Below are 18,115 nucleotides of genomic sequence, written 5' to 3' on the forward strand. Positions count from 1 at the left end.
GTCGCAACCTCACTGTAGGACAGGGCAGCAATCGAACAATTAGTAATACCGCATGCATGCGGGCTTTTAGATTGCGGACATCTCCTTTGTGGCTCTAGCCTCAGTGTGCACGCTCCATCACAGAGCGCGAACATGACCGAGCGTCAGGGGGTACCGCCATGCCCGAACCCACCTCACCCCAGGCCCAGTTCCAGCCCGAGCCCCGCCAAACAGCCACCTTCCGCATCCCCAAGCACCCCAGAAACGTCCCCGACGCCCGCGCCCAGGTCCGAAAAGTCCTCGCCGACTGGGGCCTGCCCACCGAACTCGCCGCCGACATCGCCCTCGTGGCCACCGAGTTCGTCACCAACTCCGTGCAGCACTGCGAAGTGACCTTCTCCCTCGTCGAGGTGACCCTCACCCTCCAGGACACCCAACTCCTGCTGGAGGTATCCGACCCCGACAAGGAGAAGACCCCGGCACCCCGCACCTCCGGGCAACACGACGAGAACGGGCGCGGGTTGGCCGTCATCTCGGCGCTCACCAAACAATGGGGATACGAACTGCGCCGCTTCACCAAATGCTCCTGGGCCACCTTCCCGCTCCCGGAAGCCGCCCCCGCATGCTCCGGCTGACCGCCCGACTGATCACCACGCTGACCGCCGCACTCCGCCCCCGCACGCCGAGCCCACCAGCCATCCCCGCCGTCACTCAGCCCCCACGCACCCCGGACCCGTACGTCTGGACCCTGCCCAACCCCCACCACGCCCGACGCCGACGCAGGGACCGGCACCGGCGCGCGAGCCCGACCGACCCGCTCCTCCCCGAAGAAGACTGCTGGCAGGCATCCGTGGTCAACCCGCCTCACCGCCCCGTGGCCTGGGCGCCGTACGACGACCCCGTACGCCTCTACGTACTCCGAGCCGAGAAGACCAACGCAGTCAAGAAGCCACACCACCACGGGAGTTGGTGAACGGAACCTCCGGCACCGTCGGCACGCCCCTCGCAGGCACAGGACAACGTGCGCAGGCCGCCGAAGGCTGTCTACGCGTCGCCCCTCGGAGCTGGCGGTGGGGCCGTCAGGCCCCCTGCCCGAAAGTCCTGGCCCGCTCCTCCCGCCACCGCTCCATCAGCTGGGTCAGCTCGCCCTCCAGGTACTCGAAGAAGGCGAGCGTCTCGGCGATGCGCTGACCTCCGGGCGTCTCGGCGCCGAGGCTGTCGACGCCCACGCGCAGGGTCTGCCCCCAGTGCTTGAGGATGGCGTCACGGCTGGTCAGCGCCTCGTACCACTGGTCGCTGTGCACCCGGTACCGCTCGCGCCGCGAGCCGGGTTCGCGCTCACGCGAGACCATGTGCACCTGGGACAGATAGCGCACGGCGCCGGACACGGCGGCCGGGCTGACCTGGAGCTGTTCGCCGAGTTCGGCCGAGGTCAGGGCGCCGGCGTCGGAGGCGAGCAGCGCGGCGAAGACCCGGGCGGCCATGCGCTGCATTCCGGCCTCGACCAGCTGGGCGGCGAAGCCCTCGACGAACTTGGACACCGCCTCGGGGTCCCGCCCGCTCTCTGCCGCACCCGGATTCGGTTCCGTCGTCATACGCGGAGTGTATCCACCATTCATATATTTCCTTAACTTCACAAACTTCTGAAATAAGTGTACGTTCGGAAACATGACGAAGGCCAGCCCCGCTGTCGAGGTGTCCGGACTCCACAAGTCGTTCGGCAGGACGCACGCCCTGGACGGTCTCGACCTGACCGTGGAGACCGGCGAGGTGCACGGCTTCCTCGGCCCCAACGGCTCCGGGAAGTCCACGACCGTCCGCGTCCTGCTCGGCCTGCTGCGCGCCGACTCGGGCACCGCGCGGATCCTGGGCCGGGACCCGTGGGCGGACGCGGTGGAGGTGCACCGCCGGATCGCGTACGTCCCCGGCGACGTCACCCTGTGGCGCAACCTCTCCGGCGGCGAGGTCATCGACCTGTACGGCCGACTGCGCGGCGGCCTCGACTCGGCGCGCCGCGCCACCCTGATCGAACGGTTCGAGCTGGACCCGACCAAGAAGGGCCGCACGTACTCGAAGGGCAACCGCCAGAAGGTGGCGCTGGTGGCGGCGTTCGCGTCGGACGTCGACCTGCTGATCCTCGACGAACCGACCTCGGGCCTCGACCCGTTGATGGAGGAGGTCTTCCAGGCCTGCGTGGAGGAGGAGCGCGACAGAGGCCGTACGGTCCTGCTCTCCTCCCACATCCTCAGCGAGGTCGAGGAGTTGTGCGACCGCGTCAGCATCATCCGCAAGGGCCGCACCGTCGAGAGCGGCTCCCTGGCCGACCTGCGCCACCTCACCCGGACGAGCATCACGGCGGAACTGGCGGGCGCACCGAACGGGTTGGCGCACCTGCCCGGCGTCCACGACCTGGATGTTCAGGGCACACGGGTCCAACTCCAGGTCGACACCGACAAGTTGGATGCGGTGCTGCGCTCCCTCACGGAGGCGGGCGTGCGGTCGCTGAGGTCGACACCACCGACGCTGGAGGAGTTGTTCCTGCGCCACTACCAGAACGACCCGGCCGACCCGGCCGAGGAGACGGTGACCCGATGACACCCGCGACAGCGACCACCCCCACGCCCTTCGCGGTACGTTCGGGAGGCGCACGCCAACTGGCGGGCACCGGAACGCTGTTGAGGTTCAACCTGCGGCGCGACCGGGTGATGATCCCGGTGTGGGTGGCGGTGACGGCCCTCATGGTCCTGTCCCTCCCGGGCTCCCTGGAGAGCGTGTACTCCACCCCCGCCGAACGAGCCGACATCGCCCGCCAGTTGTTCACCAACAGCTCGCTGCGGGCCACGTACGGCCCGGTGTTCAGCGACTCGATCGGCGGCCTGACCGCCTGGCGCATCGGCGGTTACGCGGCGGTCCTCGCCGGCATCATGAGCCTGCTCGTCGTCGTACGGCACACCCGCGACGAGGAGGAGAGCGGACGTCAGGAACTGATCTCGTCGGCGATGGTGGGCCGCCGGGCACCGCTGACTGCGGCCCTGCTCACCGCCCTGGTCGCCAACACCGCGCTGGCGCTGCTGATCGCGGGCGGACTGGCCGGCCGGGGCGCGTCCGGGGCTCTGGCGCTGGGCCTGGGCATCGGGGGCGTGGGAACGGCGTTCGCCACCCTGGCGGCGATCGTCGCGCAGTTCACGGAGAGCGCGCGGCTGGCGAAGGGCCTGACGGGCGGCCTGCTCGGCGCGGCGTTCGTGCTGCGCGCGGCGGGCGACTCCGCGACCAACGACGGTTCGTCACCGCTGACCTGGATGTCACCGATCGGCTGGCTGGAGAACGTCCGGCCGTTCGCGGACGAACGGTGGTGGGTACTGGGGCTGTTCGTGGCCGCGACGGCTCTACAGGGTTGGCTGGCCTACGAGTTGGCGGGCCGCCGGGACGTCGGCATGAGCTTCTTCCCGACCCGGCCGGGACCGGCGGCCGGCCGCCTGGCCGCGGCCGGCGCACTGGCCTGGCGACTGCAACGAGGGGCCGTCCTCGGCTGGAGCATCGGGTTCCTCGCCGCCGGGGTCGCCTTCGGCGGGCTGACGAAGGGCGCGGCGGACCTGGTCGGCGACAACGCGAAGACCCGGGAGATCATCGAGCGGATGGGCGGGCAGTCGGGCATCGAGGACGCGTTCCTGGCCACGATGGCCGGCATGTTCGGCATGGTGGCGGCGCTGTACGTCGTCTCGTCGGTACTGCGGCTGCACGCCGAGGAGACCTCACAGCGGGCCGAGCCGATCCTCGCCAACGCGGTGGGCCGGCTGCGCTGGGCCGACGGCCACCTGGTGATCGCCTTCGGCGGCGCGGTGTGGATCCTCCTGCTGAGCGGCCTGGGCCTGGCACTCGGGTACGGGGAGGAGCTGGGCCCGGTCCTGGCGGCGAGCCTGGTGCAGGTCCCGGCGGTGTGGGTGCTGGGCGGACTGGCGGTTCTGCTGTACGGGGTGTCACCCCGACTGGCGGTCGGCGCCTGGGGTGTTGCCGGGTTCGCGCTGCTGGTGGGGTGGATCGGACCGGCACTGGACGTACCGCAGGGGGTGCTGGATCTGTCGCCGTTCGGGCATCTGCCGAAGTTGCCGGGCGGGGAGATGACGTGGGGGCCTGTGGTGGTCCTGACCGGGGTCGCGGCGGGATTGGTGGCCGCGGGGCTGGCGGGGTTGCGGCGGCGGGACCTGAGCGCATGAGAGAAGGCGACCGCCGGACACGGCACCGTGCCGTTGCCGCTCCTCGCCGGAACCGCCGGTGGACCGGTCCTCCGGGCGGTCCTGCGGGGCGTCGGATCCCGCCTCAGCTCTCGACGCTCACGCGCAGTCCCTCCAACCCCCTGATCACAAAGTTCGGTTTCCGGGCGGGTTCCGCCGCCAGGGTCAGCCCCGGCGCCCCCTCCAGCAGCGCCCCCATCGACGCCGCCAGCTCGATCCGGGCCAGCGGAGCCCCGATGCAGTAGTGGATGCCCGCGCTGAACGAGATGTGCGGGTTCTCCGTCCGCGTCAGGTCCAGCGCCCCGGGGTCGGTGAAGACCGCCGGGTCGTGGTTGGCCGCGCCGAAGAGCAGGGCCACCTCACTCCCCCTCGGGATCACCGTGCCGTCGATCTCGATGTCGTCCAGTACCCAGCGTTCGAAGAGCTGGAGCGGGGTGTCGTAGCGCATCAGCTCCTCCACGGCGGAGGGGATCAGGGAGGGGTCCGCGCGCAGCACCGCCAGCTGGGCCGGGTTGCGGAACAGGGCCCACCAGCCGTTCACCGTCGCGTTCACCGTCGCCTCGTGGCCCGCGTTGAGCAGGAGCACGCACGTCGAGATCATTTCCTGTTCCGTCAGACGGTCGCCCTCGTCGTACGCGGCGATCAGGCCCGAGATCAGTTCCTCGCCGGGCTTCTCGCGGCGGGCCGCGATCAGCTCCCGCAGGTACTCCGTGAACTCCTCCGACGCGCGTACCGCCTTCGCCGCCGTGTCCTCGGACGGGCTCAGCTCGTACATCCCGCAGATGTCCGCCGACCAGGGGCGCAGCGGGGCACGGTCGCTCTCCGGGATGCCCAGCATCTCCGCGATCACCGCCACCGGCAGCGGCTCCGCCACGTCCGTGAGCAGGTCGCCGCCGCCCGCCTTCACCAGGTCGGCCACCAGCTTCGCCGCCAGCTGCTCCACGTACGGCTTGAGCCCCTCCACCGTGCGCGGCGTGAACGCCTTCGACACCAGGCGGCGGATCCGCGTGTGGTCCGGCGGCTCCAGGTCCAGCATGCCGTGGTCGTTGAGGGTGTGGAACGGCTCGTGTTCCGGCGGGGGTGCCGTGCGGCCGAAGTCCTCGTGGGTGAAGCGGTGCTGGTAGGTCCGGCCCAGGCGGCGGTCGCGCAGCAGCGCCGAGACGTCCGCGTGGTGCGGGACCAGCCACTGGTTCGTGGGTTCGTAGTACACGACCCGGCCCCGGGCGCGCAGTTCGGCATACGCGGGGTACGGATCCGCGACGAACGCCGGGTCCCAGGGGTCGAAAGCGAGGTCAAAAGCAGCTGCCATGCACGGACGCTAGCCCGAGCCACCCCCATCTGACCAGGGACGTCTCACCGTACGACGCCTCGGGCCACCGACCGGCGATGGGCTGAGTTCGGGTTCCCGTCAGCGGCCCTTCGCCTGTCCTTCGCCTGTCCCGCCCGTCCGGTACACCGGGCCCGACTGGGATACGGAGAACCAGTGAACCCTTGACCCGTCCGGTGATCCCCGGCTTAGGGTGGCCGCCCCGAACAGGAGTACCCCACCCATGACCAGCCTGTACGTGCGGGAGATCACGCGCGAGGAGCATCTGGCCCACCTGCGGCAGCATCCCGACGCGAGCCATCTCCAGATCCCCGAGTGGGGCGGCGTGAAGCCCGACTGGCTGCCGGAGAGCATCGGCTGGTTCGAGGGCGAGGCAGCGAATCAAGCGGTGGGCGACGCGATGGTCGCGGCGGCGCTCGTCCTGTACCGGCCGCTGCCCGGCACGCGGCGCTACCTCGCGTACCTTCCCGACGGGCCCGCGATCGACTGGCGGACCCCTCGGCTGGAGCGCTGGCTGGACCCGCTCGTCGCCCATCTGGAGCGGATCGGGGCGTTCTCGGTGCGGATAGGGCCACCCCTGGTCGTACGTCACTGGGACCCGGCCACCGTGACGGCGGGCCTCGCAGACCCCGGCGTACGGCATCTGCGCGAGCTGCCCGCCGGCGGCATCGACGGACACGCGCTCGACGCCGGCGAGCGGCTGCGGCGGCTCGGGTGGCGGCCGTGCGAGGAGGACGACGGCAGCGGTTTCGGCCTCGGCCAGCCGCGCTACGGCTGCCGGATCCCGTTGTCGGGCCGCTCGGAGGACGACCTTCGCGCCGCCCTCGCCCCGCACTGGGAACAGGCCCTGCACACCTCCGAGTTGGCGGACGTCCAGGTCTCGTGGGTGTCGGACGCCGACCTGCCCGAGTTCCACCGCCTGTACACCGCGACCGCCGCCCACGACGGCTTCAAGGCACGCCCGTTGGACTACTTCCGGCGCATGTGGCAGGCCCTGAACGCCGAGGACGACGACCGGCTCCGCCTCTACGTCGCCGAGTACGAGGGCGAGGTGCTCTCCGGGGCCCTCATGATCAACGTCGGCTCCCGGGCCTGGCACTCGTACCCCGCATCCGGCCGCCGGGGACGCCAACTCCGGCCCAGCAGCGCGCTGTTGTGGCGCATGCTGTGCGACGCGCTGTCGTCGGGCGTCGAGACGTACGACCTGCGTTCCATCACCCCCGCCCTCACCGAGGACCGCCTCCTCGGCCGGCTCCACTTCAAGACGGGGGCCGGCGGCCAGGCCGTGGAGTACCTCGGGGAGTGGGAACTACCGGTGGGCAGCCAGGGCAAGCTGCTGCAACGGGCGTTGCGGGTCTATCTCGGCCGCAGATGACCCACCGTCCCGCACTCCACCATCCCGCACTCCACCGTCCCTCACCCCGGAGTCACGCGCCGACCCTCACCCGGGCGTCACCAGCCGTGCCTCGTACGCGAACACCGCCGCCTGGGTGCGGTCCCGCAGGCCCAGTTTCACCAGGATGCGGCTGACGTGCGTCTTGATCGTCGACTCGGCGACCACCAGTCGCCCCGCGATCTCCACGTTCGACAGGCCCTCCGCGATGAGCACCAGCACCTCGGTCTCCCGGTCGGTCAGCTCGCCGTACGCCGACTGCGCGCCCGCCATGACACGCGGCGCCTCGGAGAGTTTCGAGAACTCCGTGATCAGGCGCCGGGTGACCGAGGGGGCGAGCAGCGCCTCCCCGGCCGCCACCACCCGTACCCCCTCGGCCAGTTGACGTGCCGACGCGTCCTTCAGCAGGAAGCCCGACGCGCCCGCCCGCAGCGCCTGGTACACGTACTCGTCGAGGTCGAACGTCGTCAGCACCAGCACCTTCGCCGAGTCGTCCGCCGCGACGATCTCCCGGGTCGCCTCGATACCGTTCAGTTCGGGCATCCGGATGTCCATCAGGACGACGTCCGGGGCGAGTTCACGCACCCGGTCCACCGCCTCTCGGCCGTTCACCGCCTCGCCGACGACCTCGATGTCCGGCATCGCGTTCATCAGCACGGAGAAGCCCTCGCGGACCATCATCTGGTCGTCCACGATCAGTACGCGGATCGCAGGGGCGCTCATGCCTCGCCCGCTCCGTCCTCGTCCGTGACGCGCGCGACCGGGAGGAAGACCGTGACCTCGTAGCCGCCGTCGGCCGCCGGGGCCGCCGTCATCTCGCCGCCGAGCATGGAGACCCGCTCGCGCATCCCCGTGAGACCGTGCCCCGCGCCCTCCGTCGGCGTCTGCTTCACGAACGACACCTCCCCAGCCGGGCCGTTGACGATCCGCAGGCCCAACCCGCCGAGCACGTAACCGATTTCGACCCGCGCGCTCGCACCCGGCGCGTGCCGGAGCGTATTGCTCAGCGCCTCCTGCACGATCCGGTACGCCGACAGCTCGACGCCCTGCGGGAGTTCACGTACCGCGCCCGTCACCACCTTCTCCACTCCCAGGCCCGCTTCCCTCACGTTGGCAAGTAGGGCGTCGAGGTCGGCCAGGGTCGGCTGCGGGGCGTCGGGAGCCTCGTAGTCCTTCGCGCGTACGACGCCCAGGACCCGGCGGAGTTCGGTGAGCGCGGCCACCGCGTTCTCGCGGATCGTCGCGAAGGCCTTCGTCAGCTCCTCGGGCGGGTCCTCCACCCGGTAGGGCGCCGCCTCCGCCTGGATGGCCACGACCATCATGTGGTGCGCGACGACGTCGTGCAGTTCACGTGCGATGGTCGTGCGTTCCTCCAGCAGGGTGCGCTTGGAACGCTCGTGCGCGGTCACCGTCTGCTGGGCGGTCACCTCCTGCTCGGCGGCCCGGCGCACCAGCAGCACGGTCACCACGAGCAGCGCCAGCGCCGAGACGAAGAGGAAGGGCAGGGCGTTGCTGCTGAAGTAACGGTCGCCGAAGAGGATCTCGGCGCCCATGGCGTACGCCGCCGTCAGCGCCCACATCCAGGCGGCCGTACGCTGCCGGGTCCGGGCGGCCACGACCGTCAGCACCACCAGGTGGGCGACGAAACTCGGGGGCGCCCAGGGCCAGTCGCCGGACCCGTAGTCGCGGGTCTCGTCCTGGCCGATCGCGGCGACGGCCGGGATCGAGGCCAGGGAGAACCAGAAGGCCCCGACCGGCCGGACCAGCGTCAGCAGGATCGGCCCCAGCGAGAAGAAGGTCATCGCCAGCGCCACCAGCACATCCCCGCGGCTGGTGGCGAAGGAGACGAGCGCGGCCAGCATCCCGGCCGCGCCCACCAGGGCGTGCGGCGTCCAGACCGCGTACGGGCGCAGCCGCCGGGGCAGCACACGGGCGATCCCGCCGGGCTTGTTCCTCGGGGGCAGCGGGCGGTAGGCGAGGGGGTCGTTCAGCAGGTCCGCGCGCAGCCCTGCCAGGGCGTCCATGGCCAGCCGGAGCTCGGGGCTGCGTGACAGCAGCCCGTCGCCCGCCGGGCTCGGCTCGGGTTTTGTCTGCGTGTGGGTCGTCTCAGTCACATACAGAACGGTAGGAGGCGGCCGGGCCGCGGTCGTCAGCAGTGAGGGGGGTTCTTCGCCGTCCGCCTCAGGTACTACGACGGCTGCTACGAGTACGACCTCACCACGCGAGCTGGGCGATCTCCTCCGCGACCACCGCGCACGCGTCCGCCACCGGGTCGATCAGCGGAAAGTGACCGACGTCCGCCAGCAGCGTCACACCGACCACCTCACCGGCCTTCGCCGCCGCGTCCGCGTACGACTCGGCGACCAACTCCGGTACGTCGGTGTCGGCGCGCCCCTGTACGAGGGTGGTCGCGATGCCGGTGGGGAGCAGCAGCGCCGGGTCGGCGTAGGGCTGACGCTCGGCGAAGTGCCCTTCCCCGCCCAGGAGTTGACGGACGGCGTTGGAGCAGACGTCCAGCTTCGCGGCGACGCCGAAGTCCGCGACCGGGGCGAGGGCGACCACACCGCGCAACGGGGCGGGGCGGGCCAGGAACCAGGGCGCGTCGGCGGGGAGGAGATGCCGGGCGGCGACCCACAGGGCCAGGTGCCCGCCCGCCGAGTGCCCGGTGACGACCGTGCGGCGCGGGTCGGCCTGCGGGAGGTGGGCCGCCGCGAGCGCGGGCAGGGCGTCCAGCGCCGCCGCGACGTCGTCGAAGGTGTCGGGCCAGCGGCCGGCGACAGTGGGGTCGTCCCCGCCCCGCCGGTACTCCACGTTGGCCACGGCGAACCCGCGCCGGGCCAGGAACGCGGCGAACGGCGTGATGTGCCGGCGGTCGTACGGCGCCCGCCAGGCACCCCCGTGCAGCACGACGACCAGCGGCGCGCTCTTGTCGTCCGGCAGCGACCGGGGGCCCTGCGGGGCATAGAAGTCGATCACCTGGTCGGGGTGGTCGCCGTACGCGGCGGTGGCGTCGGGGTCGACGGGCGGGTGCGAGAAGGCCGACGCCTCTTCCGCAGCGCGCGCGGCAGCCTCCGCAGCGCCGTGCTCCCTTGCTACGGCATCGTCCGGCATGGTCCAACCTCTCAGCGACGTACGGGATTTGGCGGACCTGGAGAGAATTCGGCCGTTGCCGGGACGCTATCAGGCCCCGTGACGTGCGCTGACACGCGGAAGTGACGCTCGGTGCACATATGTACATTCCCGGCGGCGGCCGTCGTACATGTCACGCCGACCGTCGCCGGATCAAGCCCGAGCCCGGGGCTGAGCCCGAGCCCGGACAGAGAACTCAGCCCGCCACGACCTCGCCCAGCACCCGGGCCGCCCGCTCCACGTCCGCGAACCCGACGTACAGCGGCGTGAACCCGAACCGAAGCACGTCCGGCCGCCGGAAGTCGCCGACGACGCCCCGCTCGATGAGCCGTGCCATCACGTCCCCCGCGTCCGAGCACCGCAGCGCGATCTGGCTCCCGCGCTCGGCATGCGCGACCGGCGTCACGCACTCGACGCGCCCCTCCGGGACGTACTCGTCGACGCACTCCAGGAAGAAGTCGGTCAGGGCGAGGGACTTGGCCCGGACGGCGTCGATGCCGACCCCGTCCCACACCTCCAGGGCCGCCTCCAGGGCGAGCATCGAGAGGATGTCCGGCGTACCGACCCGCCCACGCGTCGCACCCGGGGCGGGGGCGTACTCGGGCCGCATGCCGAAGGGGTCGGCGTGCGAGGTCCAGCCGGGCAGGGGCGAGTCGAACCGCTCCTGGTGCGCCTGGTTCACGTACAGGTAGGCGGGCGAACCGGGCCCGCCGTTCAGGTACTTGTAGGTGCAGCCGACGGCGAGATCGACCCCGTGCTCGTCCAGCCCGACCGGCAGGGCGCCCGCGCTGTGGCACAGGTCCCAGACGGCCAGGGCGCCGGACGCGTGGATCGCGGCCGTGAGGGCGGGCAGGTCGTGCAGCCGGCCGGTGCGGTAGTCGACGTGGTTGAGCAGCACGGCGGCGGTACGGTCGCTCAACTCCCCGGGTACGGCGCCAGGTTCGAGCGCACGCAGGGTGCAGCCGGTCATCCGGGCGGCGGACTCGGCGATGTAACCGTCGGTGGGGAAGGTGGCGGCGTCGACAAGAATCTCGTCACGACCGCCCGCCCCGCCACCCCCCGCCAGCCGCACCGCACCCACAACTGCCTTGAAAACATTGACACTTGTCGAGTCACCGACGACGACCTGACCGGGCGCCGCACCCACCAGCGGAGCGATACGGTCACCGATCCGCTCGGGCGCGGTCCACCATCCGCTCTCGTCCCAGGACCGGATGAGCAGCTCGCCCCACTCCCGGCGCACGACGTCGTCGAGCCGGCCGGGGACGGACGCGGGCAGCGCGCCGAGCGAGTTCCCGTCCAGGTAGGTGACACCGAAGTCGAGCACGAACCGCTCGCGCAGCTTGGCGAGTTCGTCGCGCGAGTCCAGTTCCCGGGCCAGATCGTCCTTGGCGGGCAGCAGTTTGGAGGAAAGGGGCTTGGTGGCAGGCAGCTCAGACATGGGACCTCGCCGTCCACAGTTCGGGGAACACGTTCTTCTGCGCCCGCTTCTCCAGCCAGGCGACCCCGGCGGAGCCGCCGGTACCGGCCTTGGCGCCCATGGCCCGCCGGGTGGCGACGAGATGGTCGTTGCGCCAACGCCACACCAGCTCGGCGACGTCCGTCAACGCCTCACCGAGGCGGGCGAGTTCGGCCTCGGGGTCACCGGAGTACAGCGCGGTCCAGGCGGCCTCGACCTCGGCCGACGGCTCGTACCGCCGGGACACGTCCCGGGACAGGACGGCGTCCGGGACGGCGTACCCGCGGCGCGCGAGCAGCGCCAACACCTCGTCGTACAGGCTCGGTTCGTGCAGCGCCTTCTCCAGCTCGGCGTACACACGGGATGCGGCGCGGTGCGGTACGAGCATCGACGCGGACTTCTCGCCGAGCAGGAACTCCATCCGCCGGTACATCGCGGACTGGAACCCGGAACCCTCACCGAGGGCGGCGCGGTACGAGTTGAACTGGGCCGGGGTGAGCTGGGCGAGGGGACGCCACGAGGCGTTGAGCGCGTCCAGCTCACGCACGGACCGCTTGAGCGCGGCGACGGCGGTGGGCACGTCGTCTCCGCGCAGCGCCTTCGCGGCGGTCTCCCACTCGTGCACGATGACCGTGAACCACAGCTCCATGACCTGGGTGGTCACCAGGAAGACCATCTCTCCGGGGTCGTCGGAGAGGGGGTGCTGGAGGTGGGTGAGGACGTCGGCCTGTACGTAGTCCTCGTACGGGGTGGTTCCGGCGAAGTCGAGATGCGGGGTCTCGGGCTCCGAAGCCTCGGAGTGCTGGGCCTGGAGGGACATCGCTGTCTCCTGTTGTACTCAGGGTAGCGGTCCGCCCCTGCCGAATTCCGACACGGGGGCCCCGGTCCCCGGGGCATTCAACACAATCGTGCCCCGAATCCGCAAGGCCCGCCTGTTCACAGGCGGGCCTTTTGTACGGACAAACGGTTGCCCAAGCCGCCCCGGAGGCGGAGGGGGTGTTCTCCGGGCATCCGGCGCGGGTGGTGGAGCGGTCGTCGGGACGTGCCGGCGAGGGCGGGGCCGAGGCACGCCGGCGCCGTCTGTCCCCCTTTTCACCGAACCGCCCACCCACTCCACACGTACTTTTGTACGATCACCGCACGCAAGGCGGGGGTACCAAGGGGGAGGGCGTGGATGTGCGACAACTCAGGTAGACGCGGGGCGACTTGGCGGCTGAGGACCGTGACATCGGTTGCCGCGGCGGCTGTGCTGGTCGGCGGCTGCGGTGCCGGGGACGAGAAGGCGGCCGGACCCAGCCCTTCGGCGTCCGGCCGGTCCGCGACTCCGACCGCGGCAGGCTCTCCGTCATCGACCTCGTCCTCGTCGTCACCCGCGTCTCCCTCAACCCCGTCGGCTTCGCCGTCCACGAGTGGTGACGCGTCGTCGCTGACACCGTTCCAGGCGGACCCCGCCCAGGTGCCCCGGACGAAGCAGCAGGCCGAGAAGCTGGCGATGGCTGTCGCGCTGCAACCGGCGGCGTGGGGCGCGGACTTCCGGGCTCAGCAGCCGGCCGCGAGTACCCCCGGCACCGTCGCCGTGCTCGGCGAACAGTGCCGGTGGGAACGCCGGGCTCTCCCCAAGGGTGTCCTGGCCTCGCGGTCCCTCTACAGCGAGATTCCCGGCAGCGGAGCCAAGGGCGAGGTCAGGGTGACCGCGGCGGTCACCGTGCACGCCACAGTGCTCGACGCCGACGACCAGTTGTCCACCACGCTGGAGGAGCCGTTGCGCTGCCAGGAACAGCAGGTCCGTACCGATGAACGGATATCCGGGCTCATCTCGGTCGGCAATCCGTACGGCCAGGGCGGCAACACCTACGCGGACGACGCGGTCGTCGAGATAGGCAAATACCTCACCGGGAACAGCGAGCAGACATATCGCTGGCAGGTCGCCCGGCTCGGCACGGTGGTCGTGACCGTGTCGGTGAAGGGCGCCAAGGGCCACTCGGACGACGAGTTGTCCCAGTACGCGTCGCAAGCCCTCGTCACGATGCTCGACCGCGTGAAGTCCGAGCTCGGGGGGAAGAACTGATGGAGCCGCTGCGTTCGTCCGATCCCGCGCGTATCGCGGACCATCGCCTGCTCGGGCGGCTCGGCGCCGGAGGCATGGGCGTGGTGTACCTGGCGCGCACGCCGGGTGGCTCCCTGGTGGCGCTGAAGGTGCTGCTCGCCGAGTACGCCGAGGAGCCGGGCTTCAAGGAACGGTTCCGCCGCGAGGTCGAGGTCGCCCGGCAGGTCGACAGCCCCTGGTCGGTGCCGCTGGTGGACGCCGACGCGGACGCGGAGGCACCGTGGCTGGCGACCACGTTCGTACCCGGTCCGTCCCTGGGCGAGGCGGTGGGCGCGTACGGGCCCCTGGCGGAGCACGGGCTGCGGCTGCTCGGCGGCCGGCTGGCCGAGGCGCTGAGCCAGGTGCACCGGGCCGGGCTGGTCCACCGGGATCTGAAGCCGGGCAACGTGCTGATCGCCCACGACGGGCCTCGGCTGATCGACTTCGGCATAGCCCGGGCACCGGAGGACACGACACTCACGGCGACCGGGATGGTGGTCGGCACGCCCGGCTATCTGTCGCCCGAGCAGGCCGAGGGACGCGGTGCGGACGGCGGTATCGGGCCGGCGAGCGACGTGTTCTCCCTCGGGTGTGTCCTGGTGTACGCGGCGACCGGCCGGGCGCCGTTCGGCAGCGGAGCGGTCGACGCCCTGCTGTACCGGGCGGTGCACGATCCGGCGGACCTCGACGGGGTGCCGGAGGGGCTGCTTGAGGTGCTGGGCCGCTGTCTGGAGAAGGATCCGGCCCGGCGGCCGGACGCCCAGGAACTGGTGCGGGAGCTGGCCTCCGACAGCGACGCGCAGGACGCGGAGGACGCGGAGGCGTCCGAGTGGCTTCCCGAACCGGTCACCCGGCTGATCGCGGAGCGATCGGCCGCCGCGCTCGCGCTGCCGGACATCGAGCACACGCTGGCGCCGTCCGACGCGCCGCCGGATTCCGGGCCCGCGGAGCCCGACACACGCGAGACGTCCGGGTCGCCGGAGCCACAGGACGCCGGCCCGGCCGGCCGGCGCCGTTTCCTCCTGCTCGCCGGTGGCGCCGTGGTGCTGGCGGCGGGCGCGGGCGGGACCTGGTGGGCGGTCGCCCGGGACAACGACTCGGGAGACGACAGCCCTGCCGCCGCCACGTCTCCTCGGCGCCCGGTGCACACCGTCGCGCTGCACGGTGACCTCACCGGCCCACAGCGGGAGACGGGCAAGGCCCAGGAGCGCGGACTGCGGCTGGCCGTCGCGGAGTTCAACGCGCGCGCCGACGCCCCGTTCACCGTGAAGGTCAAGGTCGTCGACGACGCGGGCGATCCGACGACCTCGGCCCGGCTCGCCACGGAACTCACCGACGATCCGGCGGTCCTCGCCGTGGTCGGCCCGACCACCGACGCCACGGCGCAGACGGCGCTCGCGAAGTACGACGCCGGGCTGCTGCCGGTCGTCGCCGTGTCCCCCGGCGGGATCAGCCTCGTCCTCCAGGGGTTCCGCTCGTTCCTGCTCGGACGGCTGCCCGACTCGGTGCTTCCCGTCTACGTCAGCAACTATCTGCGCGGGACGGCCCGTTCACGCAAGGTCGGCATCGTCCTCGACCGCCCGGCCGGCAACTACGGTTCGGCCCTGGCCAGTTCCCTCAGCACCGCGCTCAACAACGTGCAGCAGCCGTTGGTTCCGGAAGTGGTCAGCGCGATGCACCGCGACTTCGGCAGCACGGTGGACTCCATGCTCTCCGCCGGCGCCGACTCCGTGTTCTTCGCCGGTCTGGCCGACCGGGGGGCGTTGATCGCCGAGACGCTGCGCGAACGCGCCTTCAAGGGTGCACGCGTGTCCGGTCCCGCGCTGCTCGACGGGCGGTTCCTGACGGAGGCTCAGGAGGCGGCCGAGGGCTGGGCCCTGGTGGCTCCGGTCATCGACGCGACCCGGAAGCCCGAGGCACAGAAGTTCGCCGCGGCCTACCGCGAGCGCTGGAAGGAGGCGCCGCCCCGGTACGCGGCGGAGGCGTACGACGTGACCGGGATGCTGTTGAAGGCCCTGGCCGGCCTGCCGTCGAAGGACCGTACCCGGGAGAAGCTGCTCGCGGCCGTGCGGGCGGGGAAGTACGAGGGCATCACGAAGTCGTTCGCCTTCCAGGCCACCGGCATGATGGTCATCGACGGCACCGGCGGCTTCCTCTGGCGGGTCGAGCAGGGCGACTTCGTGTACGGCGGCCCCGCTCCGCTCACCGTCTGATGGAGCCGCTGCGCACCGGCGACCCGTCCCGGCTGGGCCGCTACCGTCTGCTGAGGCGACTGGGCGCCGGCGGCATGGGGGTGGTCTTCCTGGCCCGTGCGCCCAGTGGTGCGATCGCCGCGGTGAAGGTGGTGCGGTCCTCGTACGCCGATGAGGCGGGCTTCCGGGCCCGTTTCCGCCGTGAGATCGAGGCCGCCCGGCAGGTGGACAGCCGGTGGGTGGTCCCGTTGCTGGACGCGGACGCCGACGCGGAGACTCCGTGGCTGGCGACCTCGTACATACCGGGACCCTCGCTCGCCGAGACGGTGGACGCCTTCGGACCGCTGTCGCCGGCTTCCGTGCGGGTGCTGGGCCTGCGGCTCGCCGAGGCGCTGGAGTCGGTGCACGGGGCCGGTCTCGTGCACCGCGATGTGAAGCCGGGCAACGTCCTGCTGGCACCGGACGGGCCACGGCTCATCGACTTCGGGATCGCCCGCGCGCCGGAGGCCACCGCGCTCACCTCCAGCGGCGTGATCGTCGGCTCGCCCGGCTTCCTGTCGCCCGAGCAGGCGCAGGCGAGGGGTGGGGAGATCGGCCCGCCCAGCGATGTGTTCTCGCTGGGGTGTGTGCTGGCGTTCGCCGCGACCGGCGTACGGCCGTTCGGCGGCGGAGGGGCCGCCGGCATGCTGCTGCGCACCGTCTACGACGAACCGGATCCGACGGCGATCCCGGACGACCTGACGCCCCTGGTGAGGGCGTGCCTGCACAAGGATCCGCCCGCCCGGCCCTCCCTCGCCGCACTCCGTGAGGCACTCACGGAAGGAACGGAGCCCGACTCCGCCCAGCGGTCGGGCTGGCTGTCCGCGCCGGTCACCCGACTGATCAACGACCGGTCCGCCGCCGTGCTCACCATCGGCACGATCGAGCCGACCCAGGTGTCCGCGTCGTCAGCGTCGTCGTCAGCGTCGGCGAGCACGGTGTCACCGGAGGCCGCGACCCTGACGGCCGTCACCGCCACCCGGCCCACCCCTCCCGCCGTCGACCGCCGCGGCTTCCTGCGCCTCGGCTCGACGGCGGGCGTCCTGGCGGCGGGCGGCGGCGCCTGGTGGTGGAACACCCGCCCGGAGAAGGGGGCGGCCACGCCGTCCGGGACCGGGACCGGTCGCCCGCGCCCCGAGCTGGTCGTGGCGTTCCACGGCGACCTGACCGGGGCCCAGAAGGTGCGCGGGAACGCCCAGCTCAATGGGGCCCGGCTGGCCGTGGAGCAGATCAACGCCAAGGGCGGCCACCCCTTCCGGCTGAAGCTGCCGACGTACGACGACGGCGGCGACCCGAAACGGGCCGGTGAACTGGCCGGCCGACTGACGAAGGACACCGCCGTACGCGCCGTACTGGGACCCACCACGGACGCCTGCTTCCTCGCGACCGAGATGACCTACACCAAGGCGGTGATGCCCGTCGTGTCCGTCTCGGTGGGCGCCGACACACAGTCCAGGCCGGTCGGCGCCAAACTGTTCCCCACCCATGCGGCACTGCGCGTCACGGACCAGCTCCTCGCCGCCCCCTGCGTCCGCTACCTCAGCAACCACGTCGACTCCCGTCAGGCGTTCCTCGTGGACGACCGGGCGCAGGGCGACTTCGCCTGGACCCTGTGCGACCAGACCGGGCGGGCACTGCGGCAGGCCAACCGGGACTCCACGGTGACCACTGTCGCCGCCGGAAAGATCGACTACGCGTCGCTCGCCGCCCAGGTGGTGTCCGCCCGCGCCGACGCGGTCGTGTTCACCGGCGACGCGGCACGGGCCGCGGGACTCGCGTCGGCACTGAGCACCGCCGGGTTCACCGGCACCCGGATGGCGACGGAACGGGCCTTCGACCCACAGTTCCTCCGCTCCGCCAAAACCGCCGCGAGCGGCTGGGTCTTCGCCACGTCCTTCACCGACCCGACGGCCCGCCCCGCCGCCCGCGTCTTCACCGCGGCCTACCGCGCCCGCTTCGGCACCGGCCCCGGCTGGTACGCGGCGGAGGCCTACGACGCCGTGATGTTCCTGGCGGCAGCCTGCACCAAGGACGGTTCGGCGGTGACGGAGCGGGGTGCCATCGCCCGCCGGATGCCCGAGATCACGTACTCCGGCATCAGTCGGACCATCAGGTACGAGAAGGGATACGGCTACAACCACGACGCCATGTTCGAGTTCCAGGCCGCCGACGGCGCGTTCCGGTACCTGGGGCAGTACCAGGAGGCGGCGGTCTCCTGAGCGGGGAACACAGGCTTGGGGGTGCACGAACCGACAGAATCCACAGCGCCGACAGAGCCA

16 protein-coding genes are annotated in these 18,115 nt (G+C 71.6%); 9 read left to right on the forward strand and 7 right to left on the reverse strand.

The window, feature by feature from the left end; all coding sequences use genetic code 11:
* Window positions 1–158: 158 nt before the first annotated feature.
* Together G3I71_RS04815 and G3I71_RS04820 are read left to right on the forward strand one after the other, a co-directional pair.
* Window positions 159–614: an ATP-binding protein gene (locus G3I71_RS04815; protein WP_164312640.1), complete on the forward strand. Its 456-nt coding sequence runs from the start codon at window positions 159–161 to the stop codon at window positions 612–614.
* The gene (locus G3I71_RS04820; RefSeq protein WP_164312641.1) at window positions 602–952 is read left to right on the forward strand and encodes a hypothetical protein; all 351 of its coding nucleotides are present in this window, start codon (window positions 602–604) and stop codon (window positions 950–952) included. Before G3I71_RS04815 ends, G3I71_RS04820 begins: the two co-directional genes overlap by 13 nt.
* Window positions 953–1,058: 106 nt before the next feature.
* On the opposite strand, the gene G3I71_RS04825 is transcribed toward G3I71_RS04820, so the two are convergent.
* Window positions 1,059–1,574 (reverse strand): GbsR/MarR family transcriptional regulator, encoded by a 516-nt coding sequence (locus G3I71_RS04825; protein ID WP_239148891.1) that lies wholly within the window; start codon window positions 1,572–1,574, stop codon window positions 1,059–1,061.
* 73 nt (window positions 1,575–1,647) lie between these two features.
* On the opposite strand from G3I71_RS04825, the gene G3I71_RS04830 reads away from it, so the two are divergent.
* Window positions 1,648–2,574 (forward strand): ABC transporter ATP-binding protein, encoded by a 927-nt coding sequence (locus G3I71_RS04830; RefSeq protein WP_164312643.1) that lies wholly within the window; start codon window positions 1,648–1,650, stop codon window positions 2,572–2,574.
* Window positions 2,571–4,193 (forward strand): ABC transporter permease, encoded by a 1,623-nt coding sequence (locus G3I71_RS04835; RefSeq protein ID WP_164312644.1) that lies wholly within the window; start codon window positions 2,571–2,573, stop codon window positions 4,191–4,193. The genes G3I71_RS04830 and G3I71_RS04835 overlap by 4 nt, the downstream gene beginning before the upstream one ends.
* A gap of 103 nt (window positions 4,194–4,296) precedes the next feature.
* Here G3I71_RS04835 and G3I71_RS04840 read toward each other — a convergent pair whose 3' ends face one another.
* Window positions 4,297–5,520 (reverse strand): cytochrome P450, encoded by a 1,224-nt coding sequence (locus G3I71_RS04840; protein WP_164312645.1) that lies wholly within the window; start codon window positions 5,518–5,520, stop codon window positions 4,297–4,299.
* A 241-nt stretch (window positions 5,521–5,761) separates the two neighbouring features.
* On the opposite strand from G3I71_RS04840, the gene G3I71_RS04845 reads away from it, so the two are divergent.
* Window positions 5,762–6,913, forward strand: a complete 1,152-nt coding sequence (locus G3I71_RS04845) for a peptidoglycan bridge formation glycyltransferase FemA/FemB family protein (RefSeq protein WP_164312646.1) — start codon at window positions 5,762–5,764, stop codon at window positions 6,911–6,913.
* A gap of 66 nt (window positions 6,914–6,979) precedes the next feature.
* Here the strand turns inward: G3I71_RS04845 and G3I71_RS04850 are convergent, their stop codons facing one another.
* From G3I71_RS04850 to G3I71_RS04870, 5 genes are all read right to left on the reverse strand, one after another.
* Complete coding sequence (locus tag G3I71_RS04850; protein WP_164312647.1) at window positions 6,980–7,654, reverse strand: response regulator transcription factor; 675 nt, start codon at window positions 7,652–7,654, stop codon at window positions 6,980–6,982.
* Window positions 7,651–9,045 (reverse strand): histidine kinase, encoded by a 1,395-nt coding sequence (locus G3I71_RS04855; RefSeq protein ID WP_343242849.1) that lies wholly within the window; start codon window positions 9,043–9,045, stop codon window positions 7,651–7,653. The genes G3I71_RS04850 and G3I71_RS04855 overlap by 4 nt, the downstream gene beginning before the upstream one ends.
* A 100-nt stretch (window positions 9,046–9,145) precedes the next feature.
* Entirely contained in the window at window positions 9,146–10,042 is an 897-nt protein-coding gene (locus G3I71_RS04860) for an alpha/beta hydrolase (protein WP_164312648.1), read from the reverse strand.
* A gap of 214 nt (window positions 10,043–10,256) precedes the next feature.
* A complete protein-coding gene (gene kynU / locus G3I71_RS04865; RefSeq protein WP_239148893.1) occupies window positions 10,257–11,501 on the reverse strand; it encodes a kynureninase in 1,245 nt (414 codons plus the stop codon).
* Window positions 11,494–12,339, reverse strand: coding sequence for a tryptophan 2,3-dioxygenase family protein (locus G3I71_RS04870; RefSeq protein ID WP_164312649.1), 846 nt, complete (start codon window positions 12,337–12,339; stop codon window positions 11,494–11,496). The genes kynU and G3I71_RS04870 overlap by 8 nt, the downstream gene beginning before the upstream one ends.
* 386 nt (window positions 12,340–12,725) lie before the next feature.
* On the opposite strand from G3I71_RS04870, the gene G3I71_RS50850 reads away from it, so the two are divergent.
* The 4 genes from G3I71_RS50850 to G3I71_RS04890 are packed head-to-tail and all read left to right on the forward strand — an operon-like array spanning window position 12,726 to window position 18,055.
* Entirely contained in the window at window positions 12,726–12,935 is a 210-nt protein-coding gene (locus tag G3I71_RS50850; protein ID WP_164312650.1) for a hypothetical protein, read from the forward strand.
* 40 nt (window positions 12,936–12,975) lie between these two features.
* Entirely contained in the window at window positions 12,976–13,587 is a 612-nt protein-coding gene (locus G3I71_RS04880; protein ID WP_164312651.1) for a hypothetical protein, read from the forward strand.
* A complete protein-coding gene (locus G3I71_RS04885; RefSeq protein ID WP_164312652.1) occupies window positions 13,587–15,818 on the forward strand; it encodes an ABC transporter substrate-binding protein in 2,232 nt (743 codons plus the stop codon). The genes G3I71_RS04880 and G3I71_RS04885 overlap by 1 nt, the downstream gene beginning before the upstream one ends.
* Window positions 15,818–18,055, forward strand: a complete 2,238-nt coding sequence (locus G3I71_RS04890) for a bifunctional serine/threonine-protein kinase/ABC transporter substrate-binding protein (protein WP_164312653.1) — start codon at window positions 15,818–15,820, stop codon at window positions 18,053–18,055. Before G3I71_RS04885 ends, G3I71_RS04890 begins: the two co-directional genes overlap by 1 nt.
* The last annotated feature ends 60 nt before the right edge of the window (window positions 18,056–18,115 follow it).

This window comes from Streptomyces sp. SID12501, from assembly GCF_010550245.1.
Classification (GTDB): Bacteria; Actinomycetota; Actinomycetes; order Streptomycetales; family Streptomycetaceae; genus Streptomyces.

Bases quoted from the DNA above. Each gene is read 5' to 3' on its own strand.
- G3I71_RS04815 (WP_164312640.1), top strand. From the start codon at position 159: ATGCCCGAACCCACCTCACCCCAGGCCCAGTTCCAGCCCGAGCCCCGC.
- G3I71_RS04820 (WP_164312641.1), top strand. From the start codon at position 602: ATGCTCCGGCTGACCGCCCGACTGATCACCACGCTGACCGCCGCACTC.
- G3I71_RS04825 (WP_239148891.1), bottom strand. From the start codon at position 1,574: ATGACGACGGAACCGAATCCGGGTGCGGCAGAGAGCGGGCGGGACCCC.
- G3I71_RS04830 (WP_164312643.1), top strand. From the start codon at position 1,648: ATGACGAAGGCCAGCCCCGCTGTCGAGGTGTCCGGACTCCACAAGTCG.
- G3I71_RS04835 (WP_164312644.1), top strand. From the start codon at position 2,571: ATGACACCCGCGACAGCGACCACCCCCACGCCCTTCGCGGTACGTTCG.
- G3I71_RS04840 (WP_164312645.1), bottom strand. From the start codon at position 5,520: ATGGCAGCTGCTTTTGACCTCGCTTTCGACCCCTGGGACCCGGCGTTC.
- G3I71_RS04845 (WP_164312646.1), top strand. From the start codon at position 5,762: ATGACCAGCCTGTACGTGCGGGAGATCACGCGCGAGGAGCATCTGGCC.
- G3I71_RS04850 (WP_164312647.1), bottom strand. From the start codon at position 7,654: ATGAGCGCCCCTGCGATCCGCGTACTGATCGTGGACGACCAGATGATG.
- G3I71_RS04860 (WP_164312648.1), bottom strand. From the start codon at position 10,042: ATGCCGGACGATGCCGTAGCAAGGGAGCACGGCGCTGCGGAGGCTGCC.
- kynU (WP_239148893.1), bottom strand. From the start codon at position 11,501: ATGTCTGAGCTGCCTGCCACCAAGCCCCTTTCCTCCAAACTGCTGCCC.
- G3I71_RS04870 (WP_164312649.1), bottom strand. From the start codon at position 12,339: ATGTCCCTCCAGGCCCAGCACTCCGAGGCTTCGGAGCCCGAGACCCCG.
- G3I71_RS04885 (WP_164312652.1), top strand. From the start codon at position 13,587: ATGGAGCCGCTGCGTTCGTCCGATCCCGCGCGTATCGCGGACCATCGC.
- G3I71_RS04890 (WP_164312653.1), top strand. From the start codon at position 15,818: ATGGAGCCGCTGCGCACCGGCGACCCGTCCCGGCTGGGCCGCTACCGT.